We start from the raw sequence: 15708 nt of genomic DNA on the forward strand, positions 1-15708 counted from the left end.
ACCGGAGAGCCGCCAATGCACACCCACAACCACGAGTCCCACGGCTCGTCGCCGACGGGGCGAACTGTCGTGCGCGCCGGCAAGCTCTTCGACGGCGCGAGCCGCACGCTCACCGACGACGCCGTGGTAGTGGTCGCCGGCGGACAAGTGGCCGCCGCCGGACCGGCGTTCGACATCGAGATTCGTCCCGACGACCAAGTGATCGATCTCCGGCCTTGCACGGTGTTGCCGGGACTGATCGACGCCCACGTCCATCTCATGGGTCAGAACCCGGCGCACGCGCATCCCGGCCCCATCGAATACCGCGCCATTCGGTCGGCGGCGCAAGCCAAAGCGCTGCTCGACGCCGGATTCACCACCCTGCGAGACTTGGGCTCACAGACCTCCGTGGCTCTCAAGCAAGCCATCGACGACGGCGCCGTGCCGGGTCCGCGAATGATCGCCGCCGGCTACGCCATCGCCCGCACCGGCGGCCCCTGGTTTGGCATGGAGCCGTCGTGGCGCTGGGTGCGACCCGCCGAAGGCGTCGACGCCTGCCGCCAGGCCGTGCATCGCTGCATTCGGGAAGGATCAAGCGTCATCAAGATCGGCACCTCCACCGGGCGAGGGGACGCGGCCTGGGGTGAGATCCCGACCTACACGGTGGCCGAGGTGCAGGCCGTGGTCGAGGAGGCGCATGCCTGGGGCCTGCGCGTGGCGGCGCACGCCATGGGCGACGAGGGCGTCCGCCGGGCGGTGCTCGGCGGCGTCGACACCGTCGAGCACGGCTACAACATCACCGACGACACCCTGGGCTTGATCATCGAGCGCGGCGTCTATCTGGTTCCGACCCTGCGCGCGCGGGCCTTTACCACCAGCGACAGCGGACGACGGACCTACGCCCACCAGGTTCGCTCGCTGCGGCGGGCGTATGCGGCCGGCGCGCGGCTGGCGCTGGGAACCGACACGACGGGCGGCGCCGAGATGCCGCACGGCCACGAGAACGCGGTTGAATTCAGACTCATGGCCGAGACCATGGAGCCCATCGACGCGCTGCTGTCGGGTACGCGGGTGGCGGCGCAAGCGCTTGGGCTTCATCCGCACGTCGGCAGCCTGCAACCCGGAGCGGCCGCCGACCTGGTCGCCGTGCGCGAGAATCCCCTGCGTGAGCTCGACACCCTGCAACGGGTCGAATTCGTCATGCAGGGCGGCCGGGTGATCCTGGCGCCCTGACCCACGCGCCGCTTGACCGAACCTCGGTCCTATGCGGTCGTCGAAGTCCGGACGGAGTCGGTGATGGCGTCGTGCATTTCGCTGCTGAGCTGCGGCAGCGCCGTGCCGCGCCGGTCGAAATCCTCCGCGACGTGGCACGCCACGAGGTGACCATCGCCGAAGTCGCGCAGGGGCGGCTCCTCGTTGAAGCACACATCCTGGGCGACGGCGCAACGCGTATTGAACCGACACCCCTGGGGCGGGTTCGTCGGACTCGGCAACTCGCCGGGAATGATCAGGCGTTCCCGCTGCTCCGACGGGTCGGGGACCGGAATCGCGTCCATGAGCGCCCGGGTGTAGGGGTGAATGGCGTTGCTGAAGAGCTCCGGCGTATCGGCCTGCTCCACGATCTTGCCCAGATACATCACGGCCACGCGGTCGCAGACGTACCGCACGACGGCCAGGTTGTGGGCGATGAACAGGTAGGTGAGGCCAAACTCACCCTGCAGATCGCGCAGCAGGTTCAGAATCTGCGATTGAATCGAAACGTCGAGGGCGGAAACCGGCTCATCGCATACGAGAAATTGCGGGCGCAGCACCAGCGAACGCGCGATGCCGATGCGTTGCCGCTGACCGCCGGAGAACTCGTGCGGATATCGCTGCGCGTAGTGGCTGCTGATCCCGACGATATCCATGATCTCGCGGATTTGGTCGTTGCGTTCATCGGGCGAACCAATCTTGTGGACCTCGAGGCCCTCGCCGATGATGCCGCCCACGGTGATTCGCGGATCCAGCGATCCATAGGGATCCTGGAAGATGATCTGCATGTTGCGGGCGAGCACCTTGCGGTCGAGCTTCGACACATCCTCGCCGCCGAAGTAGATTTCGCCGCTCGTTGGCGGATAAATGCGGAGGATGGTGCGGCCCACGGTGGTCTTGCCGCACCCGCTCTCGCCCACCAGGCCGAACGTTTCGCCGCGCTTGATGTCAAACGAGACCTCGTCCGCGGCGTGCACGTGGGCGATGGTGCGCAGGAGGATGCCGCCGCGCACCGGAAAGTGCTTGGTGAGCTTCTGGACCGAGACGAGGACGTCGTCGGACGCGCCGTTGCCCGAGCCGGCGATTTCAGTAGCCATCAGTTCACCGATCCCGCGGTCGCTCGAGCCTGTGGCAGCGGCTCGCCGTCGTGCCCGGATGGTCGCTGGGGATACAGGTGACAGCGCACCGTGCGCCCATCGTCAAGCCGCTGAAGCTGCGGGCGATTGTCGCGGCAAATGTTCATCGCCTCCGGACAGCGCGCCTGGAAGAGGCACCCGAGCGGCAGCCGCATCATGTGCGGCACCGATCCGCGGATGGTCGAGAGCCGTTCGCTGCGATCCGTCATCAGGCTCGGAATGCTCGTCATCAGCCCGCGGGTATACGGGTGCTTCGGCGCGGCAAATAGAGATCCGACGTCGGCGTACTCGACCACCTCGCCCGTGTACATCACCGCCACGTCATCCGCCATCTCCGCAATCACCCCGAGATCGTGCGTGATCAGCAACAGCGCCATGCCCGTCCGGGCCCGGATTTCCCGGATCAATTCGAGAATCTGGGCCTGAATCGTCACGTCGAGGGCGGTCGTGGGTTCGTCGGCCAGGAGCAGCTGGGGTTCGCACGCCAGCGCCATGGCGATCATCACACGCTGCCGCATGCCGCCCGACAGCTCATGGGGATACGCCTTCACCCGCTGCTCCGGTTGGGGAATCCCCACCAGCCGCAGCACCTCGATGATCCGCTCGTAGCGCTGCTTGCCTGAGAAGTCGCGATGTTCACGCAGAACCTCGCCAATCTGATTGCCGGTGTTGAACACGGGATTCAGCGCCGTCATGGGCTCCTGGAAGATCATGGAAATCTCGTCGCCGCGCACGCGGCGCATCTCCCGATCACTAAGGTCGCGCAGATTGCGGTCCTGCCATATCACCTCGCCGCCGACAATGTCGCCCGGCGGACGAATCAGACGCATCACACTGAGCGCGCTGACGCTCTTGCCGCAGCCGGATTCGCCCACCAGCCCGAGCGTCTTGCCGCGTTCGATGGCATAGGACACGCCGTCAACGGCCCGAAGCACTCCGTCGCGAACCCGAAAGTGCGTGCGCAGGTTTCGCACCGACAGCAGCAGGTCGCCTCTTTCGACCCGTTCCGGCAGCTGCATGCCAGGCTCGGGCGCGCCGTTAGCTTCGCTCATGGCCGTTGCGGCGCGCGCTCCGCGCCGCCAGTCCAAGTCCGTGGGTCGTTCCGACGATGCACTACAGACATTGGTTGAACCGTTACTCCGTAGGTTGAGGTCCGGTATCTACCCGTGGGCGCCTCGCGCACGCTTCACGGACGACTGCTCAGCCGCGGGAATGAGTTTAGGTGCGAGCGCCGCTGGGCGTCAACGTGCAAACTCATGTCAATACACGCAACTCGATGCCCGTGTAGTAGTGGGTCAGGATTTCGTCATAGGTGTGCCCGGCCAGCGCCATGCCCTGCGCACCCCATTGGCTCATGCCCAGGCCGTGGCCGAATCCGCGACCCGTGAGGACCAGCGACGGCGGGCGCTCGAATACCGCGACGTGCACGGCTCCGTTCACCAGCTCGATATCGGACGGCGCCGTGGCAAAGGCGACGCTGCGGCGCACGGACGTGATGCGGTGCCCCTCCTGGAGCAACGCGCCCAGGCGGCGGGGCGCCGCGCCAATCAGCTCCAGCGACGCCACCGGGGCAAGCTCCAGCTCCACAAACGCGCTGGGCAGGCCAAGCGCCGTGCGCACGGCATCGCCAAAAAGCTCCACCTCTCCCGCGGCGCCGACCACCAGGACACGCAGCGGACGTCCCGCCGGCGTGCGCTCCAACACGCGCAAATCCACAATCGCGCCCACGCCTCCGTTGCGAAAGGCCCGATAGTCAGCCAGTTCGGACAGCGGAATCGTCCGCGTCCAGCGATAGCCCTCGGCGCCCCATGACACGGTCAGGGCGGCGGCGTCACCGGGTGACGGCACGCTGCGAAGATAGGGAATGGGCGTGCCCCACACGTGCTCGGAGCTCTCGGTCACATCGCCGGCGTTCGCTGAGTACAGCGCTTCGATCGGCGCGCCGTTGAACATCGCCACGACTCCCGCCGTCGCCGCCACCGCGGCCTGCGTTCGCTCGGACTCGCTGCGGGTGCCGCCATAGGCCTGGCAGTTTTGGTTGTCGCAAATGTCGAAGGTCTCGTTGGGTCGCAGGTGCTGGATGGCATAGGTCCGCGCCGCCACCGCCTGCGCCTTTAGCGCCTCCATCTCCCAGTTTCGGGGCATCTCCGCGCCCACCACCGACGCCAGGTAGTCGGCAAGGCCCACGTGATTCACCACGCGAAAGCCCCTATCGACCCGACGAATATCAAATCCGCCGCGGTAGGGCGTGCCGTTGAGCCGCGTCGTGGCATGAATCTCAGCCGGCCGCACGTCGAGCCGCTCCGGAAGCTCAAACGTCGCCCAATCGCCAACCGCCAGCGTGGGGCGCGGCGGCAGGACGCGTGCGCCGACGCCAGCCTCCGTCCGGAGCAACCGGCGGTGGCGCTCGAGCACCGCCAGGTCAAGGTAGGGGCCGAGATGCACGTGGCCCGGCTCGGCCGTCCGCACCGGGCCGCCGACGCCGATCTCGAGCGCCCACGGCGCCGCCGCCTGCGCGGGGAACGCCAGGAATCGCGACGAGCGTCCGACGACAATCCGCTGCCCCGACGCCATGTCCCGCGCGCGGCCATCGACAACCGCCGTCGAAGGGCCTTGGGGCTCGAGCGTGAGCGTGTCGCCCACGTCGCCGAGCAAGACCCGAATGACCTCGGGCAACGCCAGGTCGCGCTGCTGGGCGCCCACGCCGGTCGTCGCGAGCAGCGTGACCACAAGCGCCACGCCACCCGCGGCAGCGATTGCGATCAAATGCAGACGAGCGGTTGAACGACTCGCCGCGCCGGGGCGCAAGCGAGCGCCCGCCTCACGCGGCAGAAACATCAGACGCTCACGGTCCACCACCGCAAGTCAAGGTCGCCTGCGGTGCAGTGGGGAGCGTCGGACTAGGACTCGGGCTTTTTCTCGGCGGGGGCCTCGGCTGCGCCTTCGGCCGTGGCGTCGGCGCTGGCCATTGTGCTCGCGGGGGCCTCGGCCGATTCCGCAGCCTTCGCCTCGTCGTCGCCTTCGCCTTCTTCCTCTTCCTCGTCCTCGAGGCCCGCTCGCGCCTCGCTGCGGAACTCGCGCACGCTCTTGCCGAGCGCCTGCCCCACGCCCGCGATGCGGCCGGCGCCGAATAGCGCGATCACGATGAGCAAGATGATGAGCAGCTCAAGCGGCCCAAGTGATGTGAACACGGCTAATTTCTCCCTCGCTGCGGCAGCGAGAGCGCTGCCCTTGGTGGACGAGTCCTCATTGTCGGGGTTCTGCCACAGCCGCCCGCGCGACCGTTCCACGCGTCGCGACCGACGCGTTCCCGACCACGGTGTTTCGATACACCGTACGCCACTTTACCTTTTCCCGACGCCTTGGGATGAGAAATCGTCGCGCCTAACTTCGCCAACGCCGCATCCTAGCCCTGCGCGTTGAGGAGTTGGAATCCGAAGTCCAGCAGCACCGCCGCGTCGCGCTCGCGCTGGCTGCTCCCCAAGAGCACGACCATCAGACGGCGCCCGTCGCGTTCGGCAGCGGCGATGATATTGCCGCCGGCGTCTTTCGTGCGCCCCGTCTTGACGCCCAGGGCGCCGTCATAGGACCACAGCAGGCCGTTGAGGCTCGTGGCCGTGTAGGCGCCGTGGTTCGGACGGGCCGGAATCACATAGGAGCGCGTGGAGACTATGCGCGCGATGAGCGGAAAGCGTTCGATCGCGTCGGCGGCGAGCACGGCCATCTCGAAGGCGGTGCTCCGGTGGTCGGGCGAGTCAAATCCCACCGGGTTGGCGAACGTGGTGTTGCTCAGCCCCAGCCGTCGCGCGAGGTCGTTCATCTGCGCCACGGTGTAAGCCTCACCGCCAATCCCGTCCGCCACCGTCACCGCCGCATCGTTCGCCGACGGCAACAACATGGCGAACAGCAGATCTTGCAGCGTGAGTACCTCGCCGGGACGCAGGCCGAGAACGTTAGGCGGCTGCTCGGCGGCTTCAGGCGGCACCTGGATTCGCAAATCGGCCGGCGCCTGCTCCAAGGCGACCACGGCTGTCGCCAGTTTGGCCAGGCTCGCGGGTGCATGCGGCACATGCGTGTCGCGCCCATACAGGATGGTGCGCTGCGAGAGATCGACGACCATCGCCGAGGCAGCCGTGATGGGCGGAGCTTCGAGCGGTTGGATGAATGGGTCCTCGATAAACGCGGCGTTGCCGGTCCGAGCCAACGTCGGGGCATTGGCCTGCACGCGCTCGATGTCGCGGTCGAGCAAGTTCACCACCCGGCCCATGTCCGGCAGCGGCGCCTCCACCGACGAAAAGATCCGCGTCAGCACCAGCACGCCGGCAACGGCCGCCAGCAGGACCAGGAGCAACTCCGCGCCCCGGCGAAAACGCATCGCCTGCACCCGGCGCACCCGCGGCTTCTGCGCCGGGTGCCGCAACTGGGCGTGGTAGATCGGCGGCGGCACCGCGACGCCGGTCGCGTCCCCGGCGCCGGCGTCAAGCAATTCCTCCTGTCGCCAACCGTCCAGCGCCCGGCGTGCCCGGCGATCTCGTTTGCTTGTCGGCATGGCCCGCTACACCACCTGATGCCGCGCGATGTAGTCGAGGCTGCGGCGGTAGTCCGCTTCCCGGATCAACTGCTCGCTCATGTAGTAGTTGAGCATGGTGCGCAGCGAGAGGATGGGCAGCAGGTGCAAGCCGTGGTGCTGGAGACGGCGAGCCGCCCCCAGATCGCGATCGATCAGCACGATGACGTCGCGGACCACGAGCCCCTGCTCGCGCATGGCGTTCGCCGTGGCGATCACCGATCCGCCGGTGGTGATCAGATCGTCGACCAGCAGCGCATGTTGCCCCGGCAGGAATCGACCTTCGAGCAACAGTCCTTCGGATGACGGCTGGGGCGACAGGTAGACGAGCGGGACGTCGGTGGCCAGGGAGTAGGCGGTCGCCAGATGCAGGCCGCCCATGGGGACGCCCGCCACAAGCTCCCATGGCTCGGCGGGATGGTGCCGGCGCGCCACCGCAAGCTCCGCCGTCTGGCGCACCAAGTCGGCGGCGGCGCGAAGCGCGGCGGGGACGGCGATGAGACGCTTCGGGTTTACATAAACCGGCGAATCGACCGTCGACCGGCCGAGCGTAAAGCTGCCAAACTCAATGCCGCCGAGCTCGTAAATCTGGCGAGCCAAGCCCAGCGTCGTGTTGTCGTCGGCCGTCACGCGCGCCTCGCGCAAGCTGCGACGCGCCGCGCCCGCCGCCACGGCCTCCCAGGCGGACCCTGCGTCGCCATAATTATTGGGGCCAGGCCACGCGCGGTCAAGAATCGCCGCGCCGAGGGGCCTGTCGTGGAGTCCGCCCGCCGGGCCTGGGTGAGGTTGAGCTTCGCGCCAGACGCGGCAACGACGGCTGGCGCACCTACAATGCCTCGGAATTCGGTTTACGCACAGGAAAACTCGTGGCCCACGACCCCGTCCAAGCTCCCGCCATCGCGGGCATGGAGGGACCCTACGACGCCTCGCGCGTCGAGACCCACTGGTACGACCTGTGGGAGGACGCCGGCCACTTCGCCCCCGCCGAGGACCCCGCCCGCGAGCCGTTCGTTATCGCCATTCCTCCGCCAAACATCACCGGCGCCCTGCACAACGGCCACGTGATGTTCGTGGCCTACCAGGACCTTATGATTCGCTGGCACCGCATGCGGGGACGCGCCGCGCTGTGGATTCCGGGCACGGACCACGCCGCCATCGCCACGCAAGCGGTGATCGAGCGCGAGCTGCGGCGCGAAGGCACATCCCGGCACGAGATCGGCCGGACAGCGTTCGACTGCCGGTTTTGGCAGTGGCGCGACACCTACGGCTCCCGCATCACGCAGCAGCTCCGTCGCCTGGGTGCGTCCGCGGACTGGACGCGCGAGCGATTCACGATGGACGACCAGCTCTCGCGCGCCGTGCGCGAGGCCTTCGTGCGCCTCTACGAAAAGGGCCTCGTCTACCGCGGGGAATACCTGGTGAACTGGTGCCCGGAGGATCGCTCCGCCATCAGCGACCTCGAGGTCGAGCATGAGACCGTCGAGGGGCACCTCTGGCACATCCGCTACCCGCTGACGGACGGCAATCACGTCGTCGTCGCCACTACCCGCCCGGAAACGATGCTCGGGGACACCGCTGTCGCCGTGCATCCGGACGACGAGCGCTACCGCCATCTGGTCGGTGGCACGGCGGTCGTGCCCGGCGTCGGGCGCGAAATTCCCGTCATCGCCGACCCCGAGGTCGACCGCGAATTCGGCACCGGCGCGGTGAAGATCACCCCCGGCCACGACCCCAACGACTGGCGCATGGGCCGGCGGCACGGTCTGCCCGTCGTCAGCATTCTCAACGACGACGGCTCCCTCAACCAGGCAGCCGGACAGTGGGCCGGCATGGACCGCTTCGAGGGGCGCCGCGCCTACGTGGCGTACCTCGAGTCCGAAGGCCTGCTCGACCGCGTCGAGTCGCATGCCTACGCCCTCGGCCGCTGCCAACGCGACGGCTCGGTGGTCGAACCGCGCGTGTCGGAACAGTGGTTCGTCAATGCGCGGCCCCTGGCCGACCGCGCCGCGCAAGCTGTCCACGACGGCACGCTGACGTTCTATCCGCAACGCGCCGCCGCCGAGTTTCTGCGCTGGATGGAGATGATCCAGCCCTGGTGCATCTCCCGCCAACTGTGGCTGGGGCACCGCATCCCGGTGTGGTACTGCGGCGACTGTGGTGAGACGCTGGTCACCCGCACCGATCCGAAGTGCTGCTCGGCATGCGGCAGTGAAGACCTCGCCCAGGACCCCGACGTCCTCGACACCTGGTTCAGCTCCGGGCTATGGCCCTTCTCGACGCTCGGCTGGCCGGACGAGACGCCCGACTTCCAGCGCTTCTATCCCACCGACGTGCTCGAAACCGGCAGCGACATCATCTTCTTCTGGGTCGCGCGCATGGTCATGCTGGGACTCGAGCTCACCGAACGGCTGCCGTTCCACACTGTCTATCTGAACGGCATGGTGCGGCATGCCGACGGGTCGAAGATCGAGAAATCGAACTATCAGCCCGGCGACGATCCCGCCGACATCATTGAACCGTACGGCGCCGACGCTCTTCGCTTCATGATGGTGACGTCCACCGCCGAAGGCGCCGACCTGCGCATCAATCTGAAGCGCGTCGAGGCCGCGGCCCACTTTGCCAACAAGCTGTGGAACGGGGCCAAGTTCGTGATCGGCGCCATGGGGCGCACGGCGGAGTCCGACGCGCCGGCCCCGCCGACGATCGTCGATGAGTGGATCACCGCCCAGTTCGGCGCGCTGCACGCCGACGTCGTCCGCCTGGTGGAGGGCTACCAATTTGGGGAGGCCGGCCGCCGGTTGCACGATTTCCTGTGGTCCGAATTCTTCGACTGGTACGTCGAAGCGGCCAAGATTCGCCTCTACTCCGGCATCCCCGCTGAGGCGCGTCGGGTCACCGCGACGCTGGATCACGTGCTGGACGGCAGCCTGCGACTCCTGCATCCGTTCATGCCGTCCCTAACCGAAGAGATCTGGCATCACTTCCGCGAGGCCGGCGGCGCGCCCGACGCTCCCGAGTGGCTCATCGTGACGCCCATCGACGAACCACCGCCGCCGGGCAACGCGGAGGCCGTGCGCCAGGTTCGCGACCTCATTGCCGTCGTGCAAGGAATTCGCAACGCGCGGCACGAGTCCCAGGTGGAACCAGGCCGCATGATCGAGGCGCGCATCATCCTCAACGGCCAGGCCGCCTTCATCGAGCGCGAGCGGACCTTCGTGGAACGGCTCGCACGGGTGGAGCCGTTGTCATTCCATCCCCAGGGCACGCAGTTCGACGATCCCGCGGTGACGGTGCGCACGGCCGGAGTCGAAGTGAATCTTCCGCTCGCGGGGATGATCGACATCGCCGTCGAGCATGAGCGCCTGGCGCGTGAGCGGGCAGAGCGCCAGGCGGATCTCGAACGCGCGGAGGCGCTCCTCGGCAACGAGGCCTTCACGCAGCGCGCGCCCGCCGCCGTGGTCGAAAAGGAACGACAAAAGGCCGATGCCGCGCGAACGGCGCTGGCCCAGATCGACGACCGCCTGGCGGCCCTCCCGCCGCGGTCTTAGCGCGAGCTTCGCGCGCCGTCGTCGCCGACGGCGCGCACGTAAAGCTGACGCAGGCTCGTGGCGCCGCGCACCGTGCCCCCGCTGACGCCCTGCGCCTTGGCCGCCTTGACGTCTTCCAGCGCCGGCCGCACCTGCGACGAGAGCTGGTCGATGAAGTGCAGCGCGATGGCCTCCGGAATCATGGGCTCGACCACCGCCGCGAACTCACGCGTGCCCTGGTGGCTGAGGACCAGATGCCGCAGGAGCATGACGGTTTCCGCATCGCACTCGACCTCGTCGATGACGGCGTCGAGCAGTTGCACGCCATGCACCATGTGGCCTTCGAGGTTGCCGGCGGGCGTATAGGAGAACTCACTGGTCACGTCCAGCTCCAGCACCTTGCCCAGGTCGTGCAGAATCACCCCGGCCACCACCAGGTCGCGGTCCAGCTCGGGGAATGTCTCGGTCACCCGCTCCGCCAGCTGCAACATTTCGACTGTGTGCTCGGCCAGCCCGCCCACCCAGGCATGATGTCGTCCCTTGGCGGCGGGCCACGTCGTCAGCCGCTCCGCGACCGCCGGCTGCGCCAGCACCGCCTTCACCACGGCCTGCACGCCGGCGTTGTCGATCGACTCGGCGGCAGAGGCGATGGCCGCGCGCAGCGCCGCGGGATCGCGTTCGCCCTGCGGCAGCAGGGCCGTGGCGTCCCACTGCACCTCGGAGCGCTCCATGCGCGTCAGCTTCACGTTCACGCGCCCCCGAAATTCTTCCGCGCGGCCTTCGACGGTGTAGGTCTGGCCGGCGTCGACGGCAGCGGCAAGCTCCGGCGGCACGGAAAAGTAGAGCGCATCAATCGAGTCGCGGTCCTGATCCCGCAGCGTCACGCGCAAATACGGGTCGCCGGTGCGGCTGGTGCGCACGTCGGGCGAGGCGATTACGTAGGTCCCGGACACCATCTGTCCGGGACGAATCTCGGCAATCCTCACGGGCGGCTATCCAGGAGAAGGACGGCCCATCCTACCCGCGGCCGCCGAACAACAGGTCCGCGCCGCACGCCGAGACGGCGCTCGTCCGAGGGCATGGTTGACGCTGGCCGGCGGTTAGCGACGGCGGCGCCACCAGGCGCGCAATCGGTCGCCAAACGTCGACGCCGGCCGGTGGTCGTTGAGATCGATCACCTGCCCGCGCCACATTTGCGGACTCGACGGCTTGGCGGGACCGGTGCCCGACCGGCGCTCGATGATGCCGCGGCCAATGGCCAGGAGAAACGTGATCCCGCCGGAAAGCGCAAACACCGCGGCCACGGGCCGCAGCGGCGTGGCATAGAGCAGCAACCCCAGGACGACCAGGCTGGCAGCCGTCACCAGCATCTCGTTGGTGGTGGCAAAGCGGCGGCGCAGCCATGCGCCGAAGGTATCCAGCCAGGGGCCGCGGGATTGGTCGTGGTCAGGCTCTGACCGGGGCGGCTCGCCGCTCGCAGGCGAGTTGAAGTCGTTCTCGTCGAGGATGTCTCGAACTTCCTCGCGCCAGTCCTTGGTCACGCGTTCTCGCCGCTGCAGCACTGCCTACCGGCAATTATACCCGCGACCCGTTTCGACCATGCGCGTTTTCTGTATCGGAAGGTCCGGCTTCGATATGCTCCACAAATCGTGGCCGCCGTAGCTTTTGAGCTCGAAGTCTTTCGCCATCTCTTCGCGTCGGTTGCCGAGGAGATGGGCGTCACCGTGCAGCGCAGCGCGCACTCCCCCAACATCAAGGAGCGGCGCGACCACTCCTGCGCCGTGTTCGACCACGAGGGCCAAATGGTGGCGCAGGCGGCCCACGTTCCGGTGCACCTGGGCGCCATGCCCATGGCGGTGCAGGCCGCCGTCGACTTCTACCACGAGCGCGCGCCCGCCGCGGGCGACGTGATCATCGTCAACGATCCCTATCTCGGGGGCACGCACCTTCCCGACATCACCACCGTGTCACCAGTGTTCGTGGGCGAGCCGCTCGAAATGTGGGGCTGGGTGGCCACCCGCGCCCACCACGCGGACGTCGGCGGGCTGACCCCCGGCTCGATGCCCATGTCTACGGAGCTCTTCCACGAGGGCATCGTCATCCCGCCCCTCAAGCTGGTAGACGCGGGGAGGGTCGACGAGCAGTTGGTCGAGCTCATCTGCCGCAACGTGCGCACGCCCGACGAGCGCCGCGGCGACCTTGCGGCCCAGCTGGCCTCGCACCAGGTCGGCGAGACGCGGCTGCAAGCATTCGCCCGGCGCTACGGTCCGGGCGAGTTGAGTCGCATGGCGCGGGAACTCATGGCGTACACCGAGCAACTCGTGGTCGCGCGACTGCGCCGCGTCCCCAACGGCGAGTACGCGTTCGAAGACTTCCTCGACGACGATGGGAGAGGCGGCCCCTCGACGCCGCTTCGGGTCACCGTCACCGTGCGCGACGGGCGCTTCATCGTCGACTTCGCGGGCACGGCGGCGGCGGTGCCCGGATCGCTCAACGCGCCGTCCGCCATCACCCACTCCGCCGCGCTCTATATCGTGCGCTGCCTGGCGGGCGCCGATGTGCCGGCCAACGACGGCGCCAGGGCCGTGCTGGACGTCCGGGTGCCGCTGGGGACGGTGCTCAATCCGCAACCGCCCCACGCCGTGGCGGCCGGCAACGTCGAAACGTCCCAGCGAATCGTGGACGTGCTGTGGGGCGCCCTGGCCCAGGCGCTGCCGGACGAAGTGCCGGCCGCCAGCCAGGGGACGATGAACAACCTGGTCATCGGGGGAACCGATCCGCGATCGGGCGGCGCCTATACCTACTACGAGACCATCGCCGGAGGCGCCGGGGCGGGTCCCACACGACCGGGGGTCAGCGGCGTCCACGTCGCCATGACCAACACGTTGAACACGCCCATCGAGGCGCTCGAGCTCGCCTATCCGATGCGCGCGCGGCGCTATGCCCTACGTCCTGGTTCCGGCGGCGCCGGTGCGCATCGGGGCGGCAACGGCGTCGTGCGCGAGGTCGAAATGCTGGCGCCGGCGTCGGTGACCATCGTGGCCGAACGTCGGCGAATCGGTCCCTGGGGCCTGCGCGGCGGTGGCGACGGCCGCCGCGGACGAGACCGGATCCAGCGCCGCGGTCGCTGGCGCGACGTTCCGGGCAAGGGAACCCACAACCTGGGGGCCGGCGATCTGGTCCAGGTTTCCACGCCCGGCGGCGGCGGTTGGGGCGCTAGCGCCGCCGATTGAAGAGACGGAAGCCCCGCTCGGCCTCCACGGCCGGCGGCGCGTCGGCGTCAAAGTCGACTTCAAGCACCTCGCGGTAGACGGCGCCGGCCGGCGACAGGTCGCTCTCGAACAGCGACACCGCCGCCACCGTATGGGCGCCCAGCGTCCCGAGGCGCGCGGCCTCGAATCGACGCGCCACGCCCATCCGCGTCGACAGCGTCGCCTGTCGACCGATGCGCGCCAGCGTGACGTGCGGGCTGAATGGCCGGGCCCCCATGCGCAGGCCGATTGCCTGCATCTCGCGCGTGACGGCTGATTGCAAGTCGCGCACGGCGTCGAGGTCGCCGCTGACTCCGACCCACGCCACGCGCGGCTCGCCGCCGGTGGGAAACGTGCCGCCGCCGCCGAACCTGAGCACGAAGGGCGAGCGCCCGCGCGTCGCGGCCTCCAGGCCCGAGCGGATGCTGTCCGTGGTGTGGGCCGGCACTTCGCCCAGAAACGCCAGCGTGAGATGCAGACTCTCGGCCGACATGCAACGCACGTCGCGCACGTCGCCGACCAACGATCGTGCGCGTCGGGCAAGCTCGACCCGCAGGTCCTGCGGATATGAGATCGCGACAAACGCTCGCATAGGCTGCGAGTATAATTTCACGCCTCGGGTGGGCCTGATCGCCGGCTACGCCCGCTGCAACGCTCGGGGCGTTCCCACGCGCGAGGTACAACCATGGCCGCGGCCGAAGGCGTCCTCATCAGCGACGGAACCGCGCCGCTGGACACCGCGCGCCGACACGAGCTGGGCGAGCAGCTCCGCGAGCGCATGCGCCGCGGCGACACCGGCGCCTCGGCATCCGCCATGGCCGCCGCCGACCTGGCCGTGGCCATCCACACCACGGTTCCCAACCCGGCGACGACGGTGTTTTGGGATGCCGGCGGCCACACTGACGCCTACCGGCACCTGCTGGGTCGCCCACCGTCGACCGCGGCCCCGCCGGCGCCGGGGCGCGCGGTGTCCGAGGCCGTCGGCGCAGCCGTCGCGCGCCTGTTGCAACATGAGCCGACGTCAATCGTTGCGGTCATCGACGGACAGGGCCTCAGCGCCGGTCTGGCGTTCGAGGCGGTCAATCACGCCGGCCATCTGCAACTGCCGCTGGTGCTGGTGCTGGTCGACGCCCCGACCACCCGCACCCGCAGCGTCGGCGCGGTGTCGCGTCACCTCACGCGGCTTCGCGGGCACCCCCGCTATGCCGATGCCAAGGTCCTGATCGAGCAGGCGCTCAGCCGGATGCCCGCCGGCGGCCAGGCCGTCGAGGTCGCCCGCAGACTCAAGAACTCAATGCGCGAGTTGCTCATTCCGACGGAGATCTGGGAGGAGTTGCTCGGCTTCACCTATCTGGGACCCGTGGATGGAGCCGGCGCCGACGCCCTGGCGGAATCGCTGGCGCTGGCCTTGGAGGTGCGGCGGCCGGTGCTGCTGCACGTGGCGGCCCCCGCCGGGGCGGCCGTGCGGCGTCCACGGCTCGACGCCGACCGCAACGGCGTCGCCGCCGCGCGCGCGGCCTGGCTGGGGGCGGCGGCGACCGCCCTCGCCGACCTCGCGGAATCCGACGAGCTGTGCGTGACCGTCAGCGCGGGCGCCACGGCCCGCGGGGCGTTGCACGCCGTGGCGGAGCGCGTGCCGGAGCGGTTCCTGGATGTCGAGCTCGGTGAGGCGCACGGCATGTCGCTGGCGGCGAGCTTGGCCCGAGAAGGGCTGCGACCGGTGGTGGCGCTCGCCGCATCGCGCACGCTGGCCACCATCGCCCCCCTGCTCGACGAAGCGACGCAAGCCCATGCGCCGCTCACGATCCTGGCCTATCCGGACGCGGCGCCCGACGCGGCGGTCGATGTGCTTTCGCGCAACGCCGTCCCGGGTCTCGACGTGGTCGTCCCCTCGCAACCGCACGACTTGAAGGACCTGCTCGCGGCGGCGCTGGTCAGCCCGCGCTGGACCCTCATTCAGTTGCCCGCGTCCGTCACGCAGGAGTAACCGTCCGTCG

Annotated in this window: 12 protein-coding genes and 1 pseudogene; 4 read left to right on the forward strand and 9 right to left on the reverse strand. The window is 68.8% G+C overall.

All coding sequences use genetic code 11. The annotated features are described in order from the left end of the window. Positions 1 to 15: 15 nt before the first annotated feature. Positions 16 to 1212, forward strand: a complete 1197-nt coding sequence (locus OXG33_14235; protein ID MCY4115074.1) for an amidohydrolase family protein — start codon at positions 16 to 18, stop codon at positions 1210 to 1212. 128 nt (positions 1213 to 1340) lie between these two features. Here OXG33_14235 and OXG33_14240 read toward each other — a convergent pair. From OXG33_14240 to OXG33_14265, 6 genes and pseudogenes are all read right to left on the reverse strand, one after another. After that, positions 1341 to 2327: pseudogene (locus OXG33_14240) on the reverse strand (ATP-binding cassette domain-containing protein). Further along, on the reverse strand, positions 2327 to 3385 hold the full coding sequence (locus OXG33_14245) for an ABC transporter ATP-binding protein (GenBank protein ID MCY4115075.1): 1059 nt from the start codon (positions 3383 to 3385) through the stop codon (positions 2327 to 2329). The pseudogene OXG33_14240 and the gene OXG33_14245 overlap by 1 nt, the downstream one beginning before the upstream one ends. Before the next feature lie 235 nt (positions 3386 to 3620). Beyond that, positions 3621 to 5105 carry a SpoIID/LytB domain-containing protein gene (locus OXG33_14250; protein ID MCY4115076.1) on the reverse strand — a complete coding sequence of 495 codons (1485 nt, stop codon included), beginning with the start codon at positions 5103 to 5105 and terminating at the stop codon, positions 3621 to 3623. Positions 5106 to 5266: 161 nt separating this feature from the next. Further along, a complete protein-coding gene (locus tag OXG33_14255) occupies positions 5267 to 5557 on the reverse strand; it encodes a twin-arginine translocase TatA/TatE family subunit (GenBank protein ID MCY4115077.1) in 291 nt (96 codons plus the stop codon). A gap of 215 nt (positions 5558 to 5772) precedes the next feature. Beyond that, on the reverse strand, positions 5773 to 6915 hold the full coding sequence (locus OXG33_14260) for a D-alanyl-D-alanine carboxypeptidase (protein MCY4115078.1): 1143 nt from the start codon (positions 6913 to 6915) through the stop codon (positions 5773 to 5775). Positions 6916 to 6921: 6 nt separating this feature from the next. Next, positions 6922 to 7605: a phosphoribosyltransferase family protein gene (locus OXG33_14265; GenBank protein MCY4115079.1), complete on the reverse strand. Its 684-nt coding sequence runs from the start codon at positions 7603 to 7605 to the stop codon at positions 6922 to 6924. 233 nt (positions 7606 to 7838) lie between these two features. On the opposite strand from OXG33_14265, the gene OXG33_14270 reads away from it, so the two are divergent. Then, on the forward strand, positions 7839 to 10481 hold the full coding sequence (locus OXG33_14270) for a valine--tRNA ligase (protein MCY4115080.1): 2643 nt from the start codon (positions 7839 to 7841) through the stop codon (positions 10479 to 10481). On the opposite strand, the gene OXG33_14275 is transcribed toward OXG33_14270, so the two are convergent. Both OXG33_14275 and OXG33_14280 read right to left on the reverse strand, forming a co-directional pair. Further along, positions 10478 to 11446, reverse strand: a complete 969-nt coding sequence (locus tag OXG33_14275) for an HD domain-containing protein (protein ID MCY4115081.1) — start codon at positions 11444 to 11446, stop codon at positions 10478 to 10480. The two genes, OXG33_14270 and OXG33_14275, sit on opposite strands and share 4 nt — an antisense overlap. A 114-nt stretch (positions 11447 to 11560) precedes the next feature. Continuing rightward, positions 11561 to 12001 (reverse strand): hypothetical protein, encoded by a 441-nt coding sequence (locus tag OXG33_14280; protein ID MCY4115082.1) that lies wholly within the window; start codon positions 11999 to 12001, stop codon positions 11561 to 11563. Positions 12002 to 12109: 108 nt separating this feature from the next. Between OXG33_14280 and OXG33_14285 the strand changes: the two genes are divergently transcribed. After that, entirely contained in the window at positions 12110 to 13693 is a 1584-nt protein-coding gene (locus OXG33_14285) for a hydantoinase B/oxoprolinase family protein (GenBank protein ID MCY4115083.1), read from the forward strand. On the opposite strand, the gene thpR is transcribed toward OXG33_14285, so the two are convergent. After that, positions 13677 to 14303 (reverse strand): RNA 2',3'-cyclic phosphodiesterase, encoded by a 627-nt coding sequence (thpR, locus tag OXG33_14290; protein MCY4115084.1) that lies wholly within the window; start codon positions 14301 to 14303, stop codon positions 13677 to 13679. The genes OXG33_14285 and thpR overlap by 17 nt on opposite strands. Positions 14304 to 14396: 93 nt before the next feature. On the opposite strand from thpR, the gene OXG33_14295 reads away from it, so the two are divergent. After that, the gene (locus OXG33_14295; GenBank protein MCY4115085.1) at positions 14397 to 15698 is read left to right on the forward strand and encodes a hypothetical protein; all 1302 of its coding nucleotides are present in this window, start codon (positions 14397 to 14399) and stop codon (positions 15696 to 15698) included. The last annotated feature ends 10 nt before the right edge of the window (positions 15699 to 15708 follow it).

The organism is Chloroflexota bacterium (assembly GCA_026708035.1).
Lineage (GTDB): Bacteria > Chloroflexota > UBA11872 > UBA11872 > UBA11872 > JAJECS01.

What these genes read in the sequence shown, in the direction of transcription:
- OXG33_14235 (MCY4115074.1), top strand. Translation starts at nt 16, where the DNA reads ATGCACACCCACAACCACGAGTCCCACGGCTCGTCGCCGACGGGGCGA.
- OXG33_14245 (MCY4115075.1), bottom strand. Translation starts at nt 3,385, where the DNA reads ATGCAGCTGCCGGAACGGGTCGAAAGAGGCGACCTGCTGCTGTCGGTG.
- OXG33_14260 (MCY4115078.1), bottom strand. Translation starts at nt 6,915, where the DNA reads ATGCCGACAAGCAAACGAGATCGCCGGGCACGCCGGGCGCTGGACGGT.
- OXG33_14270 (MCY4115080.1), top strand. Translation starts at nt 7,839, where the DNA reads ATGGAGGGACCCTACGACGCCTCGCGCGTCGAGACCCACTGGTACGAC.
- thpR (MCY4115084.1), bottom strand. Translation starts at nt 14,303, where the DNA reads ATGCGAGCGTTTGTCGCGATCTCATATCCGCAGGACCTGCGGGTCGAG.
- OXG33_14295 (MCY4115085.1), top strand. Translation starts at nt 14,397, where the DNA reads ATGGCCGCGGCCGAAGGCGTCCTCATCAGCGACGGAACCGCGCCGCTG.